This window comes from Sphingomonas sp., assembly GCF_035555815.1.
Lineage (GTDB): Bacteria > Pseudomonadota > Alphaproteobacteria > Sphingomonadales > Sphingomonadaceae > Sphingomonas.
On record NZ_DATMGG010000004.1, the window covers coordinates 1 to 22,088 of the forward strand.

Consider the following 22,088-nt stretch of genomic DNA (forward strand, 5'->3'; position numbering starts at 1 on the left):
CGACACGTGGCATCGCCGGCACCGTTCTTCGTCGATGCCGATGCGACGCCCAATCCCGGCGGCTTTCCGATCGGCGGGCTGACCGTGGTGCGCTTTCCCAACAACCACCTGATCTATGCGTTGACGTGGTTCGGCCTGGCCGCGATCTGCGTGGCGGCTCTTCGCCTCCTGTCCCGCAAGCGAGACCCCGCATAATGGATGCCCCGATCCTCGCCCTCACCCGCAAGCGCGCAGGCGCGCCGGGGCTCGACGGGGTGGCGGCGGACAACATGCGCCAGCTCGCGCAGCTGCGCTGGATCGCGGTGGCGGGGCAGACCGCGACGATCCTGGTGGTGCATTTCGGCATGGGCGTGCCGCTACCGATGGGATGGATGCTGGGTGCGGCGTTGCTGCTCGGACTCGCCAATCTCGGCGCGTCGCTCGCCCTTCCCCGCCACCGGGTCCGCACGGTCGAGATCATGCTGGCGCTGCTGCTCGACATGGGCACGCTGACCTTCCAGCTCTATCTGAGCGGTGGCGCGGGCAACCCGTTCGTTTCCCTCTATCTGCTCCAGGTCGTGCTGGGGGCGATCCTGCTGCCGCCGGCGTCGGCGGCGATCCTCGCGACCGTCACGGCGCTCTGCTACGGCCTGCTCACCTGGCACTACGAACCGCTGGTGCTGCCCGATGGCCTGCTGTCCGAAAGCGCCGACCTGTTCGCGATCGGCCGCTGGATCAGTTTCGTGCTGGTCGCGGCGCTGCTGGTGCGCTTCATCACCCGAATCAGCCGCAACCTGCGCGCGCATGAGGCCTATCTGGCCGATCTGCGCCAGCACGCGGCGGAGGAGGAAGGCATCGTCCGCATGGGGCTGTTCGCGTCGGGCGCGGCGCACGAACTCGGCACCCCGCTCGGCTCGCTCGCGGTGATCCTGGCCGACTGGCGCCGGATGCCGGCGATCGCGCACGATCCCGAACTGTCGATCGAGGTCGCCGAGATGCAGGGCGAGGTCCAGCGGTGCAAGGCGATCGTGTCCGACATCCTCCATTCCGCCGGCCAGCCGCGCAGCGAGCCGCTCGAACGGATGGAGGCCGCCGCCTTCCTCGCCGACGCGGCGGAGGACTGGGCGGCGATCCACGCCCAGGTGCCGTTCGCCTATGTCGACGCGACGCTGGGCACCGCCGCGATCGTGGTCGACCCGGCGCTGCGCCAGGCGGTGTGGAACATGCTCGACAATGCCGCGGAGGCATCGCCGGCCGGCGTCGCGCTGGAGGCGATGATCGAGGGCGACATGCTGGCGATCGCGGTCAGCGACCACGGCCCCGGCTTTGCCACCGCCGCGCTGGCGACCGTCGGCAAGCTCTATCAATCGACCAAGGGGCCGGGCCACGGGCTTGGCCTGTTCCTGGCGACCAACGTCGCGCGCCGGCTGGGCGGGCGGCTGGAGGCGCGCAACCTGGCCGGCGGCGGCGCGGAAGTGCGCCTGGTCCTCCCGCTCGCGGCTGGCAACGGATAAGGACTGCCGGATGGACACCCCCCGCGACCTGATCATCCTGGAGGACGACGTCACCTTTGCCCGCACGCTCCAGCGGTCGTTCGAGAGGCGCGGCTATCGCGTGCACGTCGCTGCCAGCCCGGCGGAGCTGGACGCGCTGCTCGCCACCGAACGGCCGGGCTATGCGGTCGTCGACCTGAAGCTGGGCAACGCATCCGGCCTGCCGTGCGTCGCGACGCTGCACGCGCATGATCCGCACATGCTGATCGTCGTGCTGACCGGCTTCGCCAGCATCGCCACCGCCGTCGAGGCGATCAAGCTCGGCGCCTGCCATTATCTGGTCAAGCCGTCGAACACCGACGACATCGAAGCCGCGTTCGGCAAGGCCGAGGGCGATGCCGACACGCTGCTGACCAACCGCCCGACCTCGATCAAAACGCTGGAATGGGAACGGATCAACGAGACGCTGGCCGCGACCGGCTTCAACATCTCCGAAACCGCGCGCCAGTTGGGGATGCATCGGCGCACGCTGGCCAGAAAGCTGGAAAAGCGGCCGGTCAAATAGCGGCGGGTCGACGCCGCCGGCGCGCGCGTTCAATTGATGCGGCGCAAGATCTCGCCGGTCTCGACCAGCTCAAAGGTGGTGGCATCGATATAGCGCACCGCCGCGCCGCTGATCAGGCTCAGGCGACGCGCGCCAAGCTGCCGGCGCGCGCCCTGATCGCCGCGCGTGACGTGGACATGGCGACGGTCGAGCACCACCAGTTCCGTGCCATCGTCGCCGACGCAGCGATAGCGTGCCAGTTCCTCCATCATCCGCCGCTGCCCGGTCGAACGCTCTCGATCCGCAAGACGCGGTCGTGGCCGTCGCGGTCGGGCCAGACGATCGACGCGCCTTCCGACAGGCCGATCAGCCCCGCCCCGATCGGGGTGAGCACCGATATCCGCCCGGCATCGATATCCGCGTCCTGCGGGTAGACCACCTGGACGGTGCGGCGGGTGCCGCTGCTCTCATCTACGTAGGCGACGTGGCTGTTCATCGCGACGGTGTGCGCCGGCAGATCGTCGGCGGTGTGCAGTTCGGCGCGGTCGATCTCCTCGAACAGCAGCCGCGCCAGATCGGGCTGGCGCGATTCGATTCGCACCGCCAGCCCGGCGAGCGTCTCGGCCTCCGAATCGATCAGGTGTAGCACGGGCGCGGAACCGGGCGCCCGGGTGGATAAGCTCGTCATGAAATCGTCCTCAACAGGAATTGCCGCGCCGGCGCGGCAAAGATCGTCAGCCCCGCGCTCGATCGCGGCAGGCGACGGAGCCGGGGCTAACGGCGTGCGGCGAGTTGGCCCGCGTGCTGGCGGTATCGCTCAAAGAGGACGTGCGCGATCATCGGTGGAGAATGGGATCGCCCGGCCCGCATGTCAAATCATCATGCGGCGCACCGGGCGATCAGAACAGCGTCGTCAGCCAGTAGAAGGCGGCGCCGACCACCGCCGACGCCGGGATGGTGATCAGCCACGCCGTCACCACGTCCCCCGCGACGCCCCAGCGCACCGCCGTCGCGCGGCGCGCGGTGCCGGCGCCGATGATGCACCCCGTGATGGTGTGGGTGGTCGAGACCGGAATGCCGAGCGCGGAGGCGACGAACAGGATGATCGATCCGCCCAGCGACGCGCTGAACCCCTGGTGCTGCGACAATTTGGTGATGCGCGAGCCCATCGTCTCGATGATCTTCCACCCGCCGCTCAGCGTGCCGAGCGCGATCGCGACATAACAGCTGATCGCCACCCAGTGCGGGACGTGAAACTCGCCGTTCAGGTAGCCGGTCGAATAGAGCAGGACGGTGATGATCCCCATCGTCTTTTGCGCGTCGTTCAGCCCGTGGCTGAGCGAATAGGCGCCCGAGGAGACCAGGTGAAGCGCACGAAAGCTGCGTTCCGCACCGCGCGCGGTGGCGTTCCTCAACGCCCAGCTGGTCACCAGCATGATCAGCATCGTCAGGATCATGCCCAGCGTCGGCGACAGCACGATCGCGATGAGGGTCTTGTTGAGCCCGCCCCACTGGATCCCGGTGAAGCCGGCATGGGCGACGCCCGAACCGATCATCCCGCCGACCAGCGCGTGGCTGCTCGACGACGGGATGCCCTTCATCCAGGTGACGACGTTCCAGAACATCGCGCCGATCAGCGCGCCGAACACGACCGCCGGCGTCACCAGATCCTTTTCGATCAGCCCCTGGCCGATCGTTTCCGCCACCTTGTGCAGCGCGGGGAACGCGATCGTCAGGAAATAGGCGGCGAAATTGAACGTCGCGGCAAAGATCACCGCGTGGACCGGCCGCAGCAGCCGCGTCGCCACCACGGTGGCGATCGAATTGGCCGCATCGTGCAGGCCGTTGAGGAAATCGAACGCCAGCGCGACCAGGATCAACCCGATCAGCAGAGGCAATGCCAGTTCGTGCATCTCCGGTGTCGATCAGGCGTGATCGATGACGATGCCATCGATCTCGTTCGCGACATCCTCGAACGCATCGACGATCCGCTCGAGATGCTTGTAGATCTCCCGCGAGACGATGAACGCCATCGTATCCGCCCCGTCATTTTCCTTGAACGCGCGCTTGACCCCCGCGGTGTGGATGTCGTCGGCGTGGGCCTCCATCCGCACGATCCGTTCGGTCAGCTCATGCAGGCGAGGGGCGTTGCGCGGGACATCGCGCAGCAGCGGCATCGCCTCTCCGATCAGGCGCGCGGCGTCGACGACGATCGCGGCCATGTCCTTCATATCCTGTTCGAAATGGCGCACCTCGTACAGGTCGATCGCGGCGACAGTCGCCTGCATCTCGTCGATGGTGTCGTCCATCGCGCCGATCAGGCGGGTGATCGCGCCGCGATCGAACGGGGTGAGGAAGGTCTGGCGGACGGTCTGGAGCGTTTCGCGGATGATATCGTCGGCGTCATGCTCGCGCTCGATCACCTCGCGGATATGGTCCTGCACCGCCGAATCGTCCTGCATCGTGCGCGCCAGCGCATCCGCGGCGGCGACGATGGTGACGGCGTGCGCTTCGAACAGCTCGAAGAAATTTCCGGTCTTGGGCAGCAGGCGCTGGAACCAGGCGAACATCGAATCGATCCTTGATTTGGTCGCGGCAATATCGAGCATCCCCACCCGCTTGGTCGCCGCCTGGAACTCGGCGGGACCGAACGACCGGATCAGATCGCGAAGATCATCCTCGTCGACGGCATTGGCGGCATCGGGCAGGTTGAACCAGCGCCGCTCGCGCTGCGACTGTTCCTTCCAGTGATCCAGCTCGTCGGTCACCGCCAGCGGAAACACGTCGACGTCGAGCATCAGCGACGCGCCGTTGCCGCGCCGCTTGCGATAGCGATACGACCCGAGCGGCGTCGGGCACACCAGCCCGAGCACGCCCGCCTCCTCCTCCGCCTCGCGCGCGGCGGCGGCGTGCGCGGACAGGGCCGAGGGGGGATTGCCCTTGGGAATCACCCAACGCTTGTTCTCACGCGAGGTGACCAGCAGGACGCGCACCGGTGCATCGATCGCGTTCCCCTCGGTTCGGTAAGGCAACGCGGCGATCTGGCGGATGACGGTCACTCCGGGTCGGTGGGCTTTGCCGCCGGTTGGCGGAGCGCGGCCCGTTCTGCAACCATTGTGTCACAAAAATCGCGCGGACGCGCGGTCAGCGATCGCTCTCGAGCACGGTTTCCATCGCGACGAAGGTCGACGTGCTGGCGACATGCGGAAGCGCCGAGATCCTTTCCCCCAGCACCGCGCGATAGCGGGTCATGTCGGCGGTGCGCACCTTCAGCAGATAATCGAACCGGCTGGCGATCATGTGGCACTCCTCCACCTCCGGGATGATCCGCACCGCATCGTTGAACGCGCGCAACGCCTGTTCGCGCGTGTCGGACAGCTTCACCTCGACGAAGGCGATGTGATCGAGCCCGAGCTTGGCGAGATCGAGGTTGGCGCGAAAGCCGCGGATATAGCCGGCGTCGATCAGGCGGCGCATCCGCATCTGGCACGGGGTCTTCGACAGGCCGACTCGCCGGGCGAGATCGGTCACCGTCATCCGGCCATCCTCGACCAGCGCGGCGAGGATCAGCTGGTCGAAACGGTCGATCGGGGCATTTTCACCATCATTCGCCATATATCAGTCCAGATATCCGCTTTGACAGCCATATATAAGTCGATACGCTGCCATATTGGCGCATCATCGGTCAAATCGCCTTCACGTTCCATGCTATGCGGCAGCTTCCCGTCGATGAGGCCGTCCGATGTCCGACACCATGCCCCTGCCCTTCGCCCGCTTCGCCCCCGCCATTGGCCGACCGAGCGCACTGCGCGCGGCGATCACCGCCGCGACCCGCCTGCCCGAGCCGCAATGCGTGCCGGTGCTGCTCGACGCCGCCACGCTCCCCCGGCCGGTGCGCGATTCGGCGCGATCGACCGCGCGGTCGCTGATCGAGCGGCTGCGCGCCAAGGGCACCGGCGGCGGCGTGCAGGCGCTGGTCCAGGAATATGCGCTGTCGAGCCAGGAAGGGGTCGCGCTGATGTGTCTGGCCGAGGCGTTGCTGCGCATTCCCGACACCGCCACCCGCGACGCGCTGATCCGCGACAAGATCGCCGATGGCGACTGGGCGTCGCACATGGGCGACGGGCGGCCGCTGTTCGTCAACGCCGCCGCCTGGGGGCTGGCGGTGACCGGCAAGCTGGTCGGCAGCGTCGACGATACCGGGCTGACCGCCACGCTGACCCGGCTGATCGCGCGGCTGGGCGAACCGGCGATCCGCGCCGGGCTGGACCGCGCGATGCGGGTGATGGGCGAACAGTTCGTCACCGGTCAGACGATCGGGCAGGCGCTGAAGCGCGCGCAGAAGCTGGAGGCGCGCGGCTTTTCCTATTCCTACGACATGCTGGGCGAAGCGGCGGTCACCGCCGCCGACGCCGCGCGCTACCAGCGCGACTACGAACAGGCGATCCACGCGATCGGCACCGCCTCCGCCGGGCGCGGCATCTGGGCGGGGCCGGGCATCTCGATCAAGCTGTCCGCGCTCCACCCGCGCTACAGCCGGGCGCAGGCCGACCGGGTGATGGGCGAGCTGCTGCCGCGCGTGCAGGCGCTGGCGGCGCTGGCCAAATCCTATGACATCGGCCTGAACATCGACGCCGAGGAAGCCGACCGGCTCGAAATCTCGCTCGACCTGCTCGAGGCGCTGGCGGGCGATCCGGCGCTGGCCGGGTGGGACGGGCTGGGCTTCGTCGTCCAGGCCTATGGCAAGCGCTGCCCGCTGGTGATCGATTTCGTCATCGACCTGGCGCGGCGCACCGGGCGGCGGATCATGGTGCGGCTGGTCAAGGGCGCCTATTGGGATGCCGAGATCAAGCGCGCGCAGGTCGACGGCCTGTCCGACTATCCGGTCTATACGCGCAAGGTCTATACCGACGTCGCCTATATCGCATGCGCGAAGAAGTTGCTGGGCGCGCGCGACGCGGTGTTTCCGCAATTCGCCACCCACAATGCCCAGACGCTGGCGACGATCTACCACCTCGCCGGCCCGGAATTTCAGCTGGGCGACTACGAGTTCCAGTGCCTGCACGGCATGGGCGAGTCGCTGTACGACGAGGTGGTCGGTGCCGACAAGCTCGACCGCCCATGCCGTATCTACGCTCCCGTAGGCACGCATGAGACTCTGCTGGCCTATCTGGTCCGCCGGCTGCTCGAAAACGGGGCCAATTCCTCGTTCGTCAACCAGATCGGCGATACGTCGGTGCCGGTCGACGCGCTGATCGCCGACCCGGTCGAGACGGTCGCGGCGATGGCGGTGCCGGGCGCGCCGCATGACGGCATCGCACTGCCCGCCGCCATCTATGGCGCGCGACGCAATTCGGCCGGGTTGGACCTGAGCAGCGAGAGCGTGCTCGCGATGCTGCGCGACGCGCTGCCGGCGGATGCCGCGCGGACGTGGTCGGCGGGTGCGGGCGACGTCCCGCGCCCGGTGCTCAACCCATCCGATCATCGCGACCGGGTCGGCATGGTCGCGGAGATGACCGCGGGCGACGCGGCGGCGGCCGCCGTTCGCGCGCTGGCCGCCGCATCGGGCTGGGCCGCCATGCCGGTCGAGGCGCGCGCGGCGATGCTCGATCGCGCCGCCGATCTGCTCCAGGAGGCGATGGCGCCGCTGATCGGGCTGCTGATCCGCGAGGCGGGCAAGTCCGCCGCCAACGCCGTCGGTGAGGTGCGCGAGGCGATCGACTTCCTGCGCTATTACGCGGCCGAGGCGCGCCGCACGCTGACACCGGCGCATCGCCCGCTGGGGCCGGTGGTGTGCATCTCGCCGTGGAATTTCCCGCTGGCGATCTTCACCGGGCAGATCGCCGCGGCGCTGGCGGCGGGCAACACCGTGCTCGCCAAGCCGGCCGAGGAAACCCCGCTGATCGCCGCCGAAGCAGTGCGCATCCTCCACGCGGCCGGCGTGCCCGGTGAAGTGCTCCAGCTGGTGCCCGGCGACGGCGTGATCGGGGCGGCGCTGGTCGGCGCGCCCGAAGCGGCGGGGATCATGTTCACCGGATCGACCGCCGTCGCGCGCGCGATCCAGGCCGAACTCGCCAAGCGCCTGTCCGCCGACGGCCGCCCGATTCCGCTGATCGCCGAGACCGGAGGCCAGAACGCGATGATCGTCGATTCGTCCGCGCTGACCGAACAGGTCGTGCCCGATGTCATCGCCTCCGCGTTCGACAGCGCGGGTCAGCGGTGTTCGGCGCTCAGGCTGCTGTGCCTTCAGGACGAGATCGCCGACCACACGCTGGCGATGCTGAAGGGCGCGCTGCACGAACTGCGGATCGGCAGCCCGACGCGGCTGGCGGTCGATGTCGGCCCGGTCATCACCGAGGAGGCGCAGGGCAACATCCAGCGCCACATCGACGCGATGCGCGCCGCCGGCCACAAGGTGGAGCAGCTCGCGCTGCCGGAGGAGGCGGCGCATGGCACCTTCGTCCCGCCGACGCTGATCGAGATCGGATCGATCACCGAACTGACGCAGGAAGTGTTCGGCCCGGTGCTCCACGTCATCCGCTATCGCCGCACCGAGCGCGACGCGCTGATCGCGGCGATCAACGCGACCGGCTATGGCCTGACCTTTGGCCTGCACACCCGGCTCGACAGCACGATCGAGCAGGTGCGCGATCAGGTCCGCGCCGGCAATCTCTACGTCAATCGCAACATCATCGGCGCGGTGGTCGGCGTCCAGCCGTTCGGCGGGCGCGGCCTGTCGGGCACCGGGCCAAAGGCGGGCGGGCCGCATTATCTGGGCCGGCTGGTGCGCGACGCGGTGGACCTGTACGACACGGGCGCGGGAACGGACCGCTCCGCGCCGGCCTTCGTCGAGTGGCTGGCGGCGCGCGACCCGGCGGCGGCGGATGCCGCGCGGGCGATCGTCGCGCGATCGCCCCTCGGCCGCGAGGTCGAATTGGCCGGGCCGGTCGGCGAGCGCAACCTCTATGCGCTGCACCCGCGCGGGCGCGTGGCGCTGGTCGCGCGGAGCGAGGCCGGGCTGCGGCTCCAATTGGCGGCGGTGCTGGCGACGGGCAACGACGCGGTGATCGACGCCGGCACGGCACGGCGCGGATGGCTGGAGAGCCTGCCCGAAACGGTGGCGCGGCGGATCATATGGTCCAACGAGGCGCTGGCCGCGCCCGACATCGCGGCGGCGCTCGTGGAAGGCGACGGCCCCGACGTCACCGCCGCGCTGCGCGCGCTCGCCGGCCGCGACGGAGCGATCGTCCCGCTCCAGGCGGCGACCCCGGCCGAGATCGCGGGCGGCGGCGGCTATGTGCTGGAATGGCTGCTGGAGGAGGTGTCGACTTCGATCAACACCACCGCCGCCGGCGGCAACGCGACGCTGATGGCGCTGGCATAACAGGCCGGGGCAACCGGCTCGCGCTTATACCATCTCCTTCAGCGGCACGCTCGCGTCCGCCAGCCGCTCCGGCGCGATCGTCGCGCCGGCCTCGACCAGCTTGCGACCCTGCACGTAATCCTTGACCGCGTTGACGCAGTCGAGCGCGATCACCCGGCCGGCGCGCTGATAGACCACGGAGAATGACCGGGTGGCCGGATCGCCGCGCAGCACCGCGCGGTCGTGCCCGCCCGACAGGCCGACGGTCTGAAGCTTGAGATCATATTGGTTCGACCAGAACCACGGCGTCGCCGCATAGCCGCCGTCGTGGCCGGTGATCGCCCGCGCGGCGACGGCGGCCTGATCGTTGGCGTTCTGCACCGATTCGAGCCGTATCTCGGCGTCGTCGGCAAAGCGGTTGGCGTGGAGCGCACAGTCGCCGACCGCGAACACGTCTGGCAGCGAGGTGCGGCACTGGCGGTCGATCGCCACACCATTGCCCCCCGTCGCACCGGCGGCGAGCAGCGGCGCGATCGCGGGCACGATGCCGATGCCGACCACGACCAGATCGGCGTCGATGCGCGATCCGTCGGCCAGCCGCACGCCACTGACGCGTCCGTCACCTTCCAGATGATCAACGGCGGTGGACAGGCGAAGGTCGACGCCGTGGGCGCGATGCTCCTGCTCGTAGAAGCGCGACAGCTCCTCCCCGGCGACGCGGGCGAGCACCCGGTCGAGTGCCTCGATCAGCACCACCGGCTTGCCGGATTTGGCCAGCACCGCCGCCGCCTCCAGCCCGATATAACCGCCGCCGATCACCGCGACGCGGGTCGCGGCAGGCAGTTCGGCGACCAGCCGGTCGACGTCGGCGCGGTTACGGACATAGTGGATGCCGTCGAGGTCGGCACCGGCGCAGCTCAGCCGGCGCGGCGCGCCCCCGGTGGCCCAGATCAGGCTGCCATAACCGAAAGCGCGGCCGTCCTGCGTCGTCACCCGGTGCGCGTCGGGATCGATGGCGGTCACGCGGGTGCTGGTCAGGACATCGATCGCACGCTCGCTCCAGAAGGCGGCGGGGCGGATCAGGATGCGCTCGAACGACTTTTCGCCGGACAGATAATCCTTCGACAGCGGCGGGCGTTCATAGGGCAGTTCGGGCTCGTCGCCGACCATTCCGATGCTGCCGGCATAGCCGAGCTGGCGCAGCGTGATCGCCGCCTGCGCCCCGGCGTGTCCCGCCCCCACGATCAACACATCGAAACCGCTATCGGCCATCCCGCGAAGCCTCCCCTCTGCGAAGATCCGCGCCATCCGCGATCCGCCGCACTTGCGGCATCGCCTAGCCGCGTTGCGCGGCGCGGCGCAAGCGCGGGGGGAACCGCGATCGATGCCAGGGGTTTGAATCGCGTCATCACCGAAAGGGATTATCGCCATGACCGACCAGTTCACCGCCACCGTCCCGGAGCCGCTGACCACCAGCGAGCGCAAGACCTTCCTCGCCCAGGCGCAGGAAACCGCGAGCCAGGCATTCAACACCACCGTCGACGCGGTGCGCGAGCACCCGGTCACCGCGGCCGCTGCCGTCGCCGGGGCCGCTGCGGCGGTCGCAGGCGCCGCCTACGGCGCGTCGAAATTGAAGGCGAACGACAGCGCGCCCAAGACGAAGGCCAAGCCGAAAAAATAACGGGCCGCTAGTTCGTCCGGGCCGGGCGGGCGCGAAGCAGTCGATGACTGTTTCCCGCCTGCCCGGCCCGATGCGTGTTCAGCGCCTGTCCTGTCACATGTCTTGCCAGCGTCATCGTGGTGGCTTAACCGCTGAAGATGACCCAAGCTTCCGACATCGTCGCCGAACTCGATCGCCTCTATACCGGATCGGTCGACCGGCTGAAGGCCGCGCTCACCCGCTATCTGACCGACGGCACGCCGCCCGACCCGGCCACGCGCCTCGACGGTAGTTTCGCCTATCCCGAAATTCATGTGACATATCGCGCAGGCCCCGACCGGCCGACGCCGCTGCGTTCGTTCGGGCGACTGGTCGATCCCGGCGAATATTTCATCAGCGTCACCAAGCCGGCGATGTTCGCCGACTATCTGGAAGAACAGCTGACGCTGCTGATCGAAGATTATGACGTAGAGGTCCGCGCCGTCGCCGGGCGGCAGGAGATCCCCTTCCCCTACGTGCTCGATCCCGGCCACGCGCTGAGCCTCGACGAAGTGTCCGCGCTGGAGCTGGCGCGGCATTTTCCCGCGACCGAACTGGCGCACATCGGCGACGAGATCGCCGACGGCCTGTGGGTCAGCGCCGACCATTCGCGCCCGCTGGCGCTGTTCGACGGGCTCCGCACCGATTTCAGTCTTGCGCGACTGCGCCACTATACCGGCACCCCGCCGGAACATGTGCAGCGCTATATCCTGTTCACCAACTATCACCGCTATGTCGACGAGTTCGTGCGCTGGGGCGCGTCGCAGCTGGGGCCGCGCGCCGACGGCAGCCCGAGCCGCTTCACCGCGCTGTCAGGCGCCGGCGGGGTGATGATCGAGACGCCCGGCGACGTCGACGCGATGATCAGCGACAGCGCGTGGCGGCGACACCAGATGCCCGCCTATCACCTGATCGCGCCCGATCGCACCGGCATCACGCTGGTCAACATCGGCGTCGGCCCGTCGAACGCCAAGACGATCTGCGACCATCTGGCGGTGATGCGGCCGGAGGCGTGGCTGATGATCGGCCATTGCGGCGGATTGCGCCCCAGCCAGCGGATCGGCGACTATGTGCTGGCGCATGCCTATCTGCGCGACGACCACATCCTCGACGACGTGCTGCCGCCCGAAATCCCGGTGCCGGCGATCGCCGAGATCCAGCTCGCGCTGGCGCGCGCCGCCGCCACGGTATCGGGCCAATCGGGCGAGGAACTGAAGCGGCGGCTGCGTACCGGCACGATCGTCACCACCGACGATCGCAACTGGGAATTGCGCTTCTCGCGATCGGCGCTGCGCTTTTCGCTCAGCCGCGCGGTCGGCATCGACATGGAATCGGCGACGATCGCCGCGCAGGGCTATCGCTTCCGCGTGCCCTATGGCACGCTGCTGTGCGTGTCGGACAAGCCGCTGCACGGTGAACTGAAACTGCCGGGACAGGCCAACCGCTTTTATGAGCGGGCGATCAACGAACATATGAGGATCGGAATCGAGGCGTGCGAGGAGCTGCGCCGCGAGGGCGACAGGCTGCATTCGCGCAAGCTGCGCGCGTTCAGCGAACCTCCATTTCGCTGATCGATGGAAACCGACTAGGACTTGGGCGTTAGGCGCGTAACGAATTCTGGGAGCGACATGATGGCGACACCTCCAAAAAAGCCGACCGGCACCTCCACCCCGCCGCGCCGCAAGCCGGCAGCACGCAAGCCGGCCGCCGCGCCGGCGACCCCGCCCGCCACGACGGAGGGGGATGCCGCCACCACCGCCGCGCCGGCGGCGAAGAAGCGCGGCCGCCCGCCGGGTAGCGGCAACAAGGCGGCCGCTCCCCGCGCCGCGCGCCGCGCCACCGCGCCGACCAAGGCGAAGGCACCCGCCGCCGCCAAGGCGACGGCCGCGGCCAGGAAGGCTCCGGCCGCGGTCAAGGCCGCCGCTGCGTCGGCTACCAACCGCGTCGCGACGGCGAGCAAGGCGATCGGCGATTCCGCCCCGGCCAAGCTGGTGTCGGACACCCGCGACAAGGTCGGCGACCGCAATTTCTTCGGCGCGATCGTCGGCGGGCTGTTCGCGATCGGCGCGGCTGTCACCGGGATCGCCTTTGCCGCGCGCGGCAAGGCCAAGGACGCCCCGAAGGACAGCCCCGCGAACAAACCGGCCGGCAAGAAAACGCGCTGATCCGCCAGAGTGCGCCGGCGGAGGCCGGCGTGTGCGGAATCGCCGCTTACCGCTCGCCGAGCAACACCGCGCGGAGCACCACCGCGTCGTTGTGCTGCTCGTCGCGCGCGCCGTAGACGAGCGTGACCACCTGTTCCCCGGCGAGCGCGCGGAGACGGTCGAGCGCCTCCGGCTGATCGCGCAGTTCGGCGCGATAGCGGCGCTGGAACTCGGCCCAGCGCGCGGGATCGTGCGCGAACCAGGTACGCAGCGCGTTACTCGGCGCGAGGTCCTTGATCCAGTCGTCGAGCGCGGCGCGGGCCTTGCTGACTCCGCGCGGCCACAGCCGGTCGATCAGGATGCGGACGCCGTCATCCGCCTCGGCGGGCGCATAGGCACGCTTCAACCGAAGATGCGACGCGGGAACGGTCGAGCCGGTCATGCCGGCAGCAGATCGAGCATGGTTTGCGGCGGCTCCTCCGTCTCCAGGCCCGACAGTGTCACCCCGATCAGGCGGATGCCGGCGCGCAGCGGAAACAACGCGCCGACCAGTCCGCGCGCCGCATCATGCAGCGCCGGAAGATCGGGGACCGGCGCGGGAAACGACCGGCTGCGCGTCACCTTGCGGAAATCGGCCCAGGTCGCCTTGACCGTCACCGTCCGTCCGCGACCGCCGGATCGTTCGCACCAGCGCCATACGTCATCGGCCATGCGGCACGCCGCCGCCTCGATCTCGGCGCGGTCGGTCAGGTCGGTGGAAAAGGTGGTTTCCGATCCCGACGACTTGCGCGGCCGATCGGGGGTGACCGCGCGATGATCCTCGCCGCGCGCGATCGCATGATACCATGCGCCCGACTTGCCGAAATGCGACTGAAGGAACGCCAGATCGCGGTCGCGCAGGTCCGCGCCGGTGAAGATGCCCAGCCGCGCCATCCGCTCCGCCGTGCGCGGCCCGATGCCGTGGAAGCGCCCGACCTCCAGCGCCGCGACGAACGCCGGCCCCGCCGCGGGGGTGATGACGAACTGGCCGTCGGGCTTGTTCCGCTCCGACGCCAGCTTGGCCAGGAACTTGTTGTACGAAATGCCCGCCGACGCGGTCAGCCCGGTATCGCGCAGGATTCGCGCGCGTATCTCGGCGGCGGTGGCGGTGGCGGACGGCAGCCCGCGCCGGTTGTCGGTGACGTCCAGATAGGCCTCGTCGAGCGACAGCGGTTCGACCAGCGGGGTGTAATCGAGGAAGATCGCGCGGATCTGCTGCGACACCGCGCGATAGACGTCGAAGCGGTGGGGCACGAAGATCAGGTCCGGGCAGCGCCGCAGCGCGGTGACCGACGGCATCGCCGATCGCACGCCGAACACGCGCGCTTCATAGCTGGCGGCGGCGACCACGCCGCGCCCCTGCGCGCTGCCCACCGCCACCGGCCGCCCGCGCAGCGCCGGATCGTCGCGCTGTTCGACCGAGGCGAAAAAGGCGTCCATATCGACATGGATGATCTTGCGCGTCATCGCCGGCACATCATGGCGCAGGCGGGCGCGGGTCGCAATGTTCTATTTTTGTACCGGAAGAATCAGGGGGCGGCCGGCGCCTGCGCCAGCATCACCGCCATCTGCACGCGCAGCATCTCCGCGACGCTGCGCAGGACCATCTCGCCGGACACGCGCGTCTCCTCGTACAGCATCTCGTCGGCGGCGAAGCCCATCTCGACCCCCAGCCGCAGCCGCTGCCACAATTCGTCGCGGTCGATATGCGGCAGGTGGCGGGCATAGGCGGCGGTCAATTGATCGGTGACATAGCGATGCGATTCGAGGCGGACGTGGACCAGCCGGGGCGATGCGTGCAGCGCGCGCAGGATCCACACCGCGCCCGGTTCCTCCGCCGTCACCGCCGCATTCTCCAGCAGCAATTCCTCGACATTGCCGCTCAGCGCGTCGAGGCCCTGGTCGGCGTGGCGCGCGATCCACGCCTCCAGCACGACGTTCTGGCGATCCATCAGCCGCCGCCCCAGCGCCTCGATCACATCGTATTTGTCGGCGAAATAGCGATACAGTGCCGGCGGGGTCAGCCCGGCGCGGGCGCAGATCATGTTGGTCGAGATCCGCTCGATTCCCTCTTCCGCCAGCAATTCCCCGGCGACGTCGAGCAAGCGTTCATAGGTCTGGAGCGCCCGCCCCTGCCGGGGGCGCGTGCGGGAGGGGGGCTTGGCGGGCGGGATCACATCAACTCTCGGGCCGGGCGCGGCGAAGGCTGCCGGCGCCGATCAAAATCACCGCTCCCATAGCGGCACAGGCCGCGCCGAACCAGAGCACCGGCCCGACATCGGCATCGCTGACCAGCAACGCGGCGAGGAACGGGCCGAGGCTGGAGCCGATCAGCTGCGCGCCGCCGATCAGCATCGCCGCGCGCCGGCCGCGATCGGCGGCGATGACGATCGGGATCTGGAACGGCATGACGAACAGCCACAGGAAGCCGAAAGCGGCGGTCGCCACGACGAACGCGGCGCCCGACGGCGCCGCCGCCACCACCGCCAACAGCCCGAGATTGACGATGGCGACCATCGCGACCGCCACGCGCGCCGGCATCCGCCCGGCGAGCAGCGTCGCCGCCGCCGCGCCCAGCACCTGCATCGCCAGCGCCAGCGGCACGACCATGCGGACCGTCGCCGGATCGATCCCGCGTTGCAGGCCGAGCGGTTCGAGATAGACCCACACCGCGACGATGAACGCCAGATAGAGCAGCACTCCGCCCAGCGCGGCCAGCCCGCGCGCGGACGGGCGCCCGGTGACCGCTTCGTCATGGGCGGCATAGGCGGCGGGCAGCCACGGCACCGCGACCAGCCCGGCGAGCGTCACCACGCCCAGCAAGGCGAAGGCGGCGGCCGATCCGGCCCCGGTGCCGCCGATCACGATCGCCAGCGCGCATTGCGCCAGCGTCTGGAGCGCGAGATAGGCGCCCGACCATCGCTCCGGCCGGGGGCTGCGGATGATGAAGCCGATCGCGATCCAGATCAGCACCCCCTCCGCCAGCCCGGCGACGATCCGCGCGGGAAAGATCAGGGCGAGGTCGAGGCGCGGGGTCAGCAGGTCGATCGCCCCGGCGACGATCAGCGCGACGGCGGCGATGCGCGGCAGGCGGCTGGGCGCGAACGCGAAGCCGGCGCCCCCGGCGGCGATGCCCATCGCCAACAACTCGACCGTCGCCAGTTCGCCCAGCGCGGTCGCCGACAGCCGCCCCTCCACCGCCAGCGCGCCGAGCAATTGCGGCTGAAGGCCGGGGATCAGCACACCGATGATCCCGACGATCAGGATCGCGACGATCCGCCGGCTGTCGAATCCGGCGGACGGCCGGGTCACCGTGCGCGGCCGCGCGCGCTGACCGGCCACATCTCGATCAGCGTGTCGCCGCGCACGACATGGTAGAAATCATAGAGGTTCACCGTCGGATCGCAGTGCGGCACGGTCAGGCTGACCGGATCGCCGGGGCGCAGCCGCGTGCCGATGTCGGGGGCGATCAGCGCGGCGTGTTCGTCGCCCATGAACGCGAACATCGTATCGGGCGCCGCGCCACGCTGGACCGCCGCCGATCCGCCGTCGGTCGACAGCGACTTGTAGCCCGAATCGATCGTCACCAGCGCGGCGTGATTGGCGCTGACCACCCGCGCATCGACCGACAGCGACACCTCGAACGGCGGTTCGGGCGCGTCGGCCAGGTCGCAGTCGAGATATTGTTTGTCCATGAACACATAGGATCCGGCCTGAAGCTCGGTGAACACCCCCAGATCGATGTCGATGCGGTGGGTACCGGTGCCGGCGCCGGTCACGATCTCCGCCACAAAACCCGCTTCGGCCAGCGCGGCGATCACCTGCTTCAGATAGTCGGTGAGGCCGGTCATCGCCGCCTTGCGATCGGCATAGCTGGCGATGTGCTGCTGCGATCCGCAATAGAACTGGACGCCGCGCCAGCGCAGGTTAGGCAGCGCGGCGATCGCCCGGGCCAGCGCCACCGCGTCGTCGGGCGAGGCGACGCCGGTGCGACGGATGCCGGGATCGACGTCGATGATGACGTCCAGCCGCGCGCCGGCGTCGGCCAGCGCATGATCGGTGCGCGCGGCAACCTCGGGATCGTCGACCACCGCCATCAGCCCGTCGGCGCGCCCGGCCAGCGCCGCCAGCCGCGCGACCGCGCCCGGCGCGGCAACCGGGGAGGTGATCAGCACACCGCCGATGCCGCCATCGACCATCACCTCCGCCTCGCCGATCTTGGCGCAGCACAGGCCGACCGCGCCCGCGGCGATCTGGCGGCGGCCGATATCCACGCTCTTGTGCGTCTTGGCATGGGGGCGCAGGCCGATGCCGGCCGCGCGCGTCAATTCCGCCATGCGCGCGATATTGCGGTCGAGCGCGTCGATATCGAGTACCAGCGCCGGTGTATTCAGGGCGGCGCGCGATCCCTGCTGACCAATCAAACTGCTATGCAACGCACGATCGTCCATCAGGAAAACAGCGCCTCCAGGTGCGGGTTCAGAAATTTGCCGTCGGGATCGGCGGCGCGACGCACCATGCGATAGCGTTCGGCCATCGGATAGAGCGCATCGACGTCGCCGCGTGACAGCGTGTGCCGCTTGGCCCAGTGCGGGCGGCCGCCATGGGCGCGAAAGATCGCTTCGGCATCGGCGAACAGCGACCGCCACGGCATCTTGGCATATTGGTGCATCGAGATCGCCGCGACCGGACCGCGATTCATCGGGCTCATCCAGATATCGTCGCCGGCGACCACGCGAAATTCGAAGGGGAAGGTCACCGGCAGCCGCTTGCGCCGGATCCAGCGCACCACCTCACCCAATGCATCGAGACCGGCGGCGCGCGGCAGTTCATATTCCATCTCCTCGAACCGGATGGTGCGGTCGGAGGGAAAGATCGCGTGCGCCGGCCCGCGCCGCCGGCCGTTCATGTTGGTCCGCATCATCCCGCGCTGGAGCGTCGGCGTCAGGAACGGCGCGACCGCCGCGATGCTCAGCACGCGGCGGAACGCCGTCTCCTCCATGTCGGTGGTCGATGGCGGGGGCGCGCACGGATCGGTCGGCTCGAGCGTCTTGAGGATCACGCTGTCGGCATGGGGGAAGAACCAGAATTCGACGTGGCGATGCCGCTCGACCAGGGTGTCGAACGTCTCGCGCACCTCGTCCCAGCGGCGCTTCTCGATCCGTTCGGCAAGGTGGAAGGCGGGCACCACATCCGCCTCGATCTCCGTCGCGACGCCGAACAGGCCGAGCGACAGCCGCTGCGCCTGAAACAGATCGGCGTTGGCGGCGGCATCGCACCAGCGCGCCTCGCCATCCGCCCCGATCACGCGGAAACCGCGCGCGAAGGTCGACAGCGAGCCGAGGTCGCGGCCGGTGCCATGGGTGCCGGTCGCCATCGCCCCGGCCAGCGACTGCGGATTGACATCGCCCTGATTGGCCAGCGCCAGCCCGTGCTCCCACAGCGCCGCCGTCAGCCGCTTGATGCTCCAGCCCGCCGGGATGCGCGCGGTGCGGCGGTCGGCGGCGACGGTCATCTCCCCGGCCAGATCGTCGAGACTGACGATCAGCCCGTCCGATTCGCACAGCGGCATGAACGAATGGCCCGCCCCGGTCGCGCGGACGCGGCCCGCGCCACGGATCGCGGCCGCGAGTTCATCCTCACTGCGGGGACGCAGCACCGGCGCGGAGGCGGTGACGCTGCCCGACCAGTTCGACCAGCTCATCGTCGCGGCCCCTTTTCCGCGACGCACGCGCCCTTCAGCGTGTGGATGTAGCGGATCACCAGCGCCACGCCCTCGTCATGCGCGATGTCGCGGCCGAGTTCGGGCATCATCTCGCCCGGATCGGTGCTGGCGAGGCGGTAAGGCAAGATCGACTGGTCGGGATCGCCGGGCACCAGATCGAACGGGCGGTCGCCGGTCCCCCTGCCCGCCGCGACCGGCGGCTTGCATTGCCCGAGCAGGCGCGGGTCCACCGTCGCCGCGTCGAGCCACAGCCCCGACGTCCGCGCCGCGCCGACGCGATTGTGGCAATGGCTGCAATTGATATCGAGATAGGCGCGCGCCTGTGCGGCGGTATCGGCGCGCGGATCCTGCCAGTCGGCGTTGCGCGGCACGCCGTTCGCGGGCGCGCCGGCCAGATAGCCGGCCGCCGCCAGCCGCCGGAGCTGGTTGACCTCCCCGCCCTCGCCCGGAAAATCGCGGTTGAGGTGGCGCGCCTTCAGCCCGATCGGCTCGATCGCGCGGGTGCGGTAATCCTGCGCGTGGCAGCCGGCGCACTGGTTCTGGTTGGGCACCGCATAGTTGAACGCGACCTTGCGTCCGCCGCCCTCATCCAGCGTCAGCGCGACGTCGGCGCCGGTGCGGGCCAGCGTCGCGTCGCGGCCGTCGGCGTCCCAGACATAGGGCAGCGCCACCCAGCCCGATTGCCGGCGGATCAGCAGCCGCGTCTCGATCAACCGGACGTGCTTGAGGTCGAGCCCCTCGACCCCGTCCTGATAGGTCGCCGGGGTCATCTTCACCACGTTGGCGCTGGTCTGCGGCGTCGCGGCGTCAGCGGGGGTCGTGTAGTAAAAGGTCTTGGTGACGATCGTCCCGACCGGGAAATCGAACGCATCGGTGGGGCGATAGGTGGCGTGGACGCCCCTCGGCATCCAAACGGTCCGCCATTTCTGCGCATAGTCGCTGAACAGCGGCGTGTTCAGTTCATAGGTGATCATCCCCTCATGTGGCGCGATCCGGCCGTCGGCGACGGTGAACAGCCCCCACGCCGACAGCTTTTCGGGATTGCCGTCGGTGTGAAAGGTCACGGTGCGCGGCGCCTGGCTGCACCCCGCGACGAGCAGCACCGCGAACAGCGCGGCGACCAGGCGAGCGATCATGATTTCTTGCCGCTGTCCCTGGTCATCGCCTCGGGCAGGGTGATCGCCGGCAGGCGCGCGGGCGGGGCGCAATTGCGGCCGGCATCGATCCGCGCCTTGGCGAATTTCGAAGGTCCGTCGGCGTTGAGCACCTTGGCCTCGCCGTTCTGCACACAGATCTGCGGGTCCTTGACCTTGGGATTGGTGAAGCCGTCCCACAGCACGTCGGGCAGGCGGCCGCCGTTCAGCGCCGCCAGCGGCTTGAACGCCGCCGAGCCGGGATCGTCGCCGCCGCCGGAGAAGCGGTTGCCGGTGACGTAGATCTTTTCCGGGAACGGATCATAGGCGGCGGCGATGCCGTCCTTGGTATCGAACCCGGTCGAATAATAGCTGGAGATGATGACGTTGGCGGTCTTGTTGTCCTTGATATCGTTGTCGAAAATCTCGACCTCGTCGTTCGAGTTGACGATCACCCCCGACCCCGCCGGGACCGAGCTGACCGCGCTGCCCTTTGCGCCGAAATTGGCGTGATTGTTGGCGACCACCGTGTTCCTGAACACGCGCGTCTTTGCCCCGGGCACCGGCAAATTGGGCATGTTGAACACCAGGATGCCGCCGGCGTTGCCGGTCGCGGTGTTGCCATAGACGTCGGCGTTGTTCGAATTCTCGATCTCGATTCCGGCGACATTGCCCTCGGCCCGGCTGTCGCGGACGATGATGTTGTTCGACTGGCCGACATAGATGCCGGCATCCGACGCGCCCTTTACCACCGCGCCCTCGACCAGCACGTTGTCGACCTGGACGGGATAGAGGCCATAGGCGCCGTTCGACGTCTTTGGCCCGCCGGTCCACTCGGCGCGGACGCGGCGGATCACGGTGTTCTTGACCCCGTTGACCTTCAGCGCATCGCCCTTGCTGTCCTCGAACGCCAGATCCTCGATGGTGAAGTCGTTGCCGGTGACCAGCATCCCCTCCGCGCCCGACGTCTGCTTGGCGAAGGACAGGATGGTCTTGTCCATCCCCGCCCCGCGCACGGTGACGCCGTCGGCGGTCAGGCTGAGACTGCGGCTGAGCGCATATTTGCCCGCCGGAATCTCGATCACCGCGCCGGGCTTGGCGTCGAGCAGCTTGGCCTGAAGGTTCTTCTCGAAATCGGGGTCGATGGTGAAGCCCTCGGCATCGGTCTTTGGCCCGGTGTCGCAGCCCGCGACCAGCGCGAGCGCGGCGGCGCATCCGATGAGTGCGATCCTCTTGGTCATGGTGTCCTACTCCTCCCCGCGTGTCAGAATTTGAAGCCGAGTTCGGCGCCGTAGAAGCCCGGCCGGTCGCGCCGGACGTAGGGCGTCTGGAAGATGTCGGCCGAGATGGTGTTGAGCGTGCGCAGATACTTCTGGTTGAGCAGGTTCTCCGCGTAGAGCGCGATCGAATAGCGATCACCCGGACTGCGCCAGCCGATCCGCGCGTTGACGATGTTGCGCGGTGACCGCAGCCGATCAAGCTGCGCCCAGTCGATGAACGGCGCGATCGCGGCATCGGTGGCGCGGGTGGCGTCGTTGATCCGCGCGCGCGAGGTGTAGCTGTAGCTGCCGTCGCCGAAGATCGTGCCGCGGCCGGTATCATGCGCATAGTGCAGGCCGAGCACGCCGCGGAACGCCGGTTCGCCGGTCGGCTGGCCGCCGATGTCGACGCCCTGTTCAATCCGCGTCACCCATTTCGATTCGATCAGCCCGGCGGTCGCGCTGATCGCGAAATCGCGCGACACCGCGAACCGGGTGTCGAGATCGAGGCCGTACGCCTCAGAATCGCCGGAGCGGGTGATATATTGCGGCAGCGTGCCGCCGGTATCCTCCAGGCTGATCGACTGGCGGTTCTTGTACTTGAAATAATAGCCCGACAGGTTGAGCCGCACCCGCCGGTCGAACAGTTCGGATTTCACCCCGCCCTCGAAATTCCACACATTTTCCGGCGCGAAGAACGAGTTGATCTC

General features: G+C 68.9%; 22 protein-coding genes. 7 read left to right on the forward strand and 15 right to left on the reverse strand.

The features are described 5' to 3' along the window. From VNR91_RS00175 to VNR91_RS00185, 3 genes are all read left to right on the forward strand, one after another. Positions 1 to 195 (forward strand): SURF1 family cytochrome oxidase biogenesis protein (locus tag VNR91_RS00175; protein ID WP_325488773.1); only part of this gene is annotated, 195 nt, incomplete at its 5' end. After that, entirely contained in the window at positions 195 to 1,493 is a 1,299-nt protein-coding gene (locus VNR91_RS00180; protein ID WP_325488774.1) for an ATP-binding protein, read from the forward strand. The genes VNR91_RS00175 and VNR91_RS00180, both read left to right, overlap by 1 nt. Before the next feature lie 10 nt (positions 1,494 to 1,503). After that, positions 1,504 to 2,037: a response regulator transcription factor gene (locus VNR91_RS00185; protein WP_325488775.1), complete on the forward strand. Its 534-nt coding sequence runs from the start codon at positions 1,504 to 1,506 to the stop codon at positions 2,035 to 2,037. Between the two features lie 29 nt (positions 2,038 to 2,066). Here VNR91_RS00185 and VNR91_RS00190 read toward each other — a convergent pair whose 3' ends face one another. The 5 genes from VNR91_RS00190 to VNR91_RS00210 all read right to left on the reverse strand — a co-directional run bounded on the left by VNR91_RS00190 (position 2,067) and on the right by VNR91_RS00210 (position 5,631). Continuing rightward, the gene (locus tag VNR91_RS00190; protein ID WP_325488776.1) at positions 2,067 to 2,288 is read right to left on the reverse strand and encodes a hypothetical protein; all 222 of its coding nucleotides are present in this window, start codon (positions 2,286 to 2,288) and stop codon (positions 2,067 to 2,069) included. Continuing rightward, on the reverse strand, positions 2,285 to 2,665 hold the full coding sequence (gene rnk / locus VNR91_RS00195) for a nucleoside diphosphate kinase regulator (RefSeq protein ID WP_325488777.1): 381 nt from the start codon (positions 2,663 to 2,665) through the stop codon (positions 2,285 to 2,287). The genes VNR91_RS00190 and rnk overlap by 4 nt, the downstream gene beginning before the upstream one ends. 250 nt (positions 2,666 to 2,915) lie before the next feature. Beyond that, positions 2,916 to 3,929 carry an inorganic phosphate transporter gene (locus VNR91_RS00200; RefSeq protein WP_325488778.1) on the reverse strand — a complete coding sequence of 338 codons (1,014 nt, stop codon included), beginning with the start codon at positions 3,927 to 3,929 and terminating at the stop codon, positions 2,916 to 2,918. A gap of 12 nt (positions 3,930 to 3,941) precedes the next feature. Beyond that, positions 3,942 to 5,048: a DUF47 family protein gene (locus tag VNR91_RS00205; RefSeq protein WP_414712351.1), complete on the reverse strand. Its 1,107-nt coding sequence runs from the start codon at positions 5,046 to 5,048 to the stop codon at positions 3,942 to 3,944. Between the two features lie 112 nt (positions 5,049 to 5,160). Beyond that, entirely contained in the window at positions 5,161 to 5,631 is a 471-nt protein-coding gene (locus tag VNR91_RS00210; protein ID WP_325488780.1) for an Lrp/AsnC family transcriptional regulator, read from the reverse strand. A 127-nt stretch (positions 5,632 to 5,758) separates the two neighbouring features. On the opposite strand from VNR91_RS00210, the gene putA reads away from it, so the two are divergent. Then, positions 5,759 to 9,400 carry a trifunctional transcriptional regulator/proline dehydrogenase/L-glutamate gamma-semialdehyde dehydrogenase gene (putA, locus tag VNR91_RS00215; RefSeq protein ID WP_325488781.1) on the forward strand — a complete coding sequence of 1,214 codons (3,642 nt, stop codon included), beginning with the start codon at positions 5,759 to 5,761 and terminating at the stop codon, positions 9,398 to 9,400. Positions 9,401 to 9,424: 24 nt separating this feature from the next. On the opposite strand, the gene VNR91_RS00220 is transcribed toward putA, so the two are convergent. Then, the gene (locus tag VNR91_RS00220; RefSeq protein ID WP_325488782.1) at positions 9,425 to 10,651 is read right to left on the reverse strand and encodes an NAD(P)/FAD-dependent oxidoreductase; all 1,227 of its coding nucleotides are present in this window, start codon (positions 10,649 to 10,651) and stop codon (positions 9,425 to 9,427) included. 157 nt (positions 10,652 to 10,808) lie between these two features. Here VNR91_RS00220 and VNR91_RS00225 point away from each other — a divergent pair, with 157 nt between their 5' ends. The 3 genes from VNR91_RS00225 to VNR91_RS00235 all read left to right on the forward strand — a co-directional run bounded on the left by VNR91_RS00225 (position 10,809) and on the right by VNR91_RS00235 (position 13,243). Continuing rightward, on the forward strand, positions 10,809 to 11,060 hold the full coding sequence (locus tag VNR91_RS00225; RefSeq protein ID WP_325488783.1) for a hypothetical protein: 252 nt from the start codon (positions 10,809 to 10,811) through the stop codon (positions 11,058 to 11,060). A 137-nt stretch (positions 11,061 to 11,197) separates the two neighbouring features. Continuing rightward, positions 11,198 to 12,649: an AMP nucleosidase gene (locus tag VNR91_RS00230; RefSeq protein WP_325488784.1), complete on the forward strand. Its 1,452-nt coding sequence runs from the start codon at positions 11,198 to 11,200 to the stop codon at positions 12,647 to 12,649. Between the two features lie 60 nt (positions 12,650 to 12,709). After that, the gene (locus tag VNR91_RS00235; protein WP_325488785.1) at positions 12,710 to 13,243 is read left to right on the forward strand and encodes a hypothetical protein; all 534 of its coding nucleotides are present in this window, start codon (positions 12,710 to 12,712) and stop codon (positions 13,241 to 13,243) included. A gap of 46 nt (positions 13,244 to 13,289) precedes the next feature. On the opposite strand, the gene VNR91_RS00240 is transcribed toward VNR91_RS00235, so the two are convergent. The 9 genes from VNR91_RS00240 to VNR91_RS00280 form a co-directional block, all read right to left on the reverse strand. Next, positions 13,290 to 13,628: a DUF488 domain-containing protein gene (locus VNR91_RS00240; protein WP_325488786.1), complete on the reverse strand. Its 339-nt coding sequence runs from the start codon at positions 13,626 to 13,628 to the stop codon at positions 13,290 to 13,292. 32 nt (positions 13,629 to 13,660) lie between these two features. Continuing rightward, positions 13,661 to 14,728 carry a DNA polymerase IV gene (dinB, locus tag VNR91_RS00245; protein WP_325488787.1) on the reverse strand — a complete coding sequence of 356 codons (1,068 nt, stop codon included), beginning with the start codon at positions 14,726 to 14,728 and terminating at the stop codon, positions 13,661 to 13,663. Positions 14,729 to 14,790: 62 nt separating this feature from the next. Beyond that, positions 14,791 to 15,438, reverse strand: coding sequence for a TetR/AcrR family transcriptional regulator (locus VNR91_RS00250; RefSeq protein ID WP_325488788.1), 648 nt, complete (start codon positions 15,436 to 15,438; stop codon positions 14,791 to 14,793). A 1-nt stretch (position 15,439) separates the two neighbouring features. Then, the gene (locus tag VNR91_RS00255; RefSeq protein ID WP_325488789.1) at positions 15,440 to 16,573 is read right to left on the reverse strand and encodes a hypothetical protein; all 1,134 of its coding nucleotides are present in this window, start codon (positions 16,571 to 16,573) and stop codon (positions 15,440 to 15,442) included. Continuing rightward, complete coding sequence (locus VNR91_RS00260; RefSeq protein ID WP_325488790.1) at positions 16,570 to 17,712, reverse strand: DSD1 family PLP-dependent enzyme; 1,143 nt, start codon at positions 17,710 to 17,712, stop codon at positions 16,570 to 16,572. Before VNR91_RS00260 ends, VNR91_RS00255 begins: the two co-directional genes overlap by 4 nt. Continuing rightward, a complete protein-coding gene (locus VNR91_RS00265) occupies positions 17,712 to 18,965 on the reverse strand; it encodes a D-arabinono-1,4-lactone oxidase (protein WP_325488791.1) in 1,254 nt (417 codons plus the stop codon). The genes VNR91_RS00260 and VNR91_RS00265 overlap by 1 nt, the downstream gene beginning before the upstream one ends. Then, positions 18,962 to 20,122 (reverse strand): SO2930 family diheme c-type cytochrome, encoded by a 1,161-nt coding sequence (locus VNR91_RS00270; RefSeq protein WP_325488792.1) that lies wholly within the window; start codon positions 20,120 to 20,122, stop codon positions 18,962 to 18,964. The genes VNR91_RS00265 and VNR91_RS00270 overlap by 4 nt, the downstream gene beginning before the upstream one ends. Further along, positions 20,119 to 21,360 carry a parallel beta-helix domain-containing protein gene (locus VNR91_RS00275; RefSeq protein ID WP_325488793.1) on the reverse strand — a complete coding sequence of 414 codons (1,242 nt, stop codon included), beginning with the start codon at positions 21,358 to 21,360 and terminating at the stop codon, positions 20,119 to 20,121. Before VNR91_RS00275 ends, VNR91_RS00270 begins: the two co-directional genes overlap by 4 nt. A gap of 23 nt (positions 21,361 to 21,383) precedes the next feature. Continuing rightward, positions 21,384 to 22,088: TonB-dependent receptor (locus VNR91_RS00280; protein ID WP_325488794.1), on the reverse strand; the 705-nt coding region annotated here is incomplete at its 5' end.

Excerpts from the sequence above, each read along its gene's own strand:
- VNR91_RS00180 (WP_325488774.1), top strand. The coding sequence starts at position 195 with ATGGATGCCCCGATCCTCGCCCTCACCCGCAAGCGCGCAGGCGCGCCG.
- VNR91_RS00185 (WP_325488775.1), top strand. The coding sequence starts at position 1,504 with ATGGACACCCCCCGCGACCTGATCATCCTGGAGGACGACGTCACCTTT.
- VNR91_RS00190 (WP_325488776.1), bottom strand. The coding sequence starts at position 2,288 with ATGATGGAGGAACTGGCACGCTATCGCTGCGTCGGCGACGATGGCACG.
- VNR91_RS00200 (WP_325488778.1), bottom strand. The coding sequence starts at position 3,929 with ATGCACGAACTGGCATTGCCTCTGCTGATCGGGTTGATCCTGGTCGCG.
- VNR91_RS00210 (WP_325488780.1), bottom strand. The coding sequence starts at position 5,631 with ATGGCGAATGATGGTGAAAATGCCCCGATCGACCGTTTCGACCAGCTG.
- putA (WP_325488781.1), top strand. The coding sequence starts at position 5,759 with ATGTCCGACACCATGCCCCTGCCCTTCGCCCGCTTCGCCCCCGCCATT.
- VNR91_RS00220 (WP_325488782.1), bottom strand. The coding sequence starts at position 10,651 with ATGGCCGATAGCGGTTTCGATGTGTTGATCGTGGGGGCGGGACACGCC.
- VNR91_RS00225 (WP_325488783.1), top strand. The coding sequence starts at position 10,809 with ATGACCGACCAGTTCACCGCCACCGTCCCGGAGCCGCTGACCACCAGC.
- VNR91_RS00230 (WP_325488784.1), top strand. The coding sequence starts at position 11,198 with ATGACCCAAGCTTCCGACATCGTCGCCGAACTCGATCGCCTCTATACC.
- VNR91_RS00235 (WP_325488785.1), top strand. The coding sequence starts at position 12,710 with ATGGCGACACCTCCAAAAAAGCCGACCGGCACCTCCACCCCGCCGCGC.
- dinB (WP_325488787.1), bottom strand. The coding sequence starts at position 14,728 with ATGACGCGCAAGATCATCCATGTCGATATGGACGCCTTTTTCGCCTCG.
- VNR91_RS00260 (WP_325488790.1), bottom strand. The coding sequence starts at position 17,712 with ATGGACGATCGTGCGTTGCATAGCAGTTTGATTGGTCAGCAGGGATCG.
- VNR91_RS00265 (WP_325488791.1), bottom strand. The coding sequence starts at position 18,965 with ATGAGCTGGTCGAACTGGTCGGGCAGCGTCACCGCCTCCGCGCCGGTG.
- VNR91_RS00270 (WP_325488792.1), bottom strand. The coding sequence starts at position 20,122 with ATGATCGCTCGCCTGGTCGCCGCGCTGTTCGCGGTGCTGCTCGTCGCG.
- VNR91_RS00275 (WP_325488793.1), bottom strand. The coding sequence starts at position 21,360 with ATGACCAAGAGGATCGCACTCATCGGATGCGCCGCCGCGCTCGCGCTG.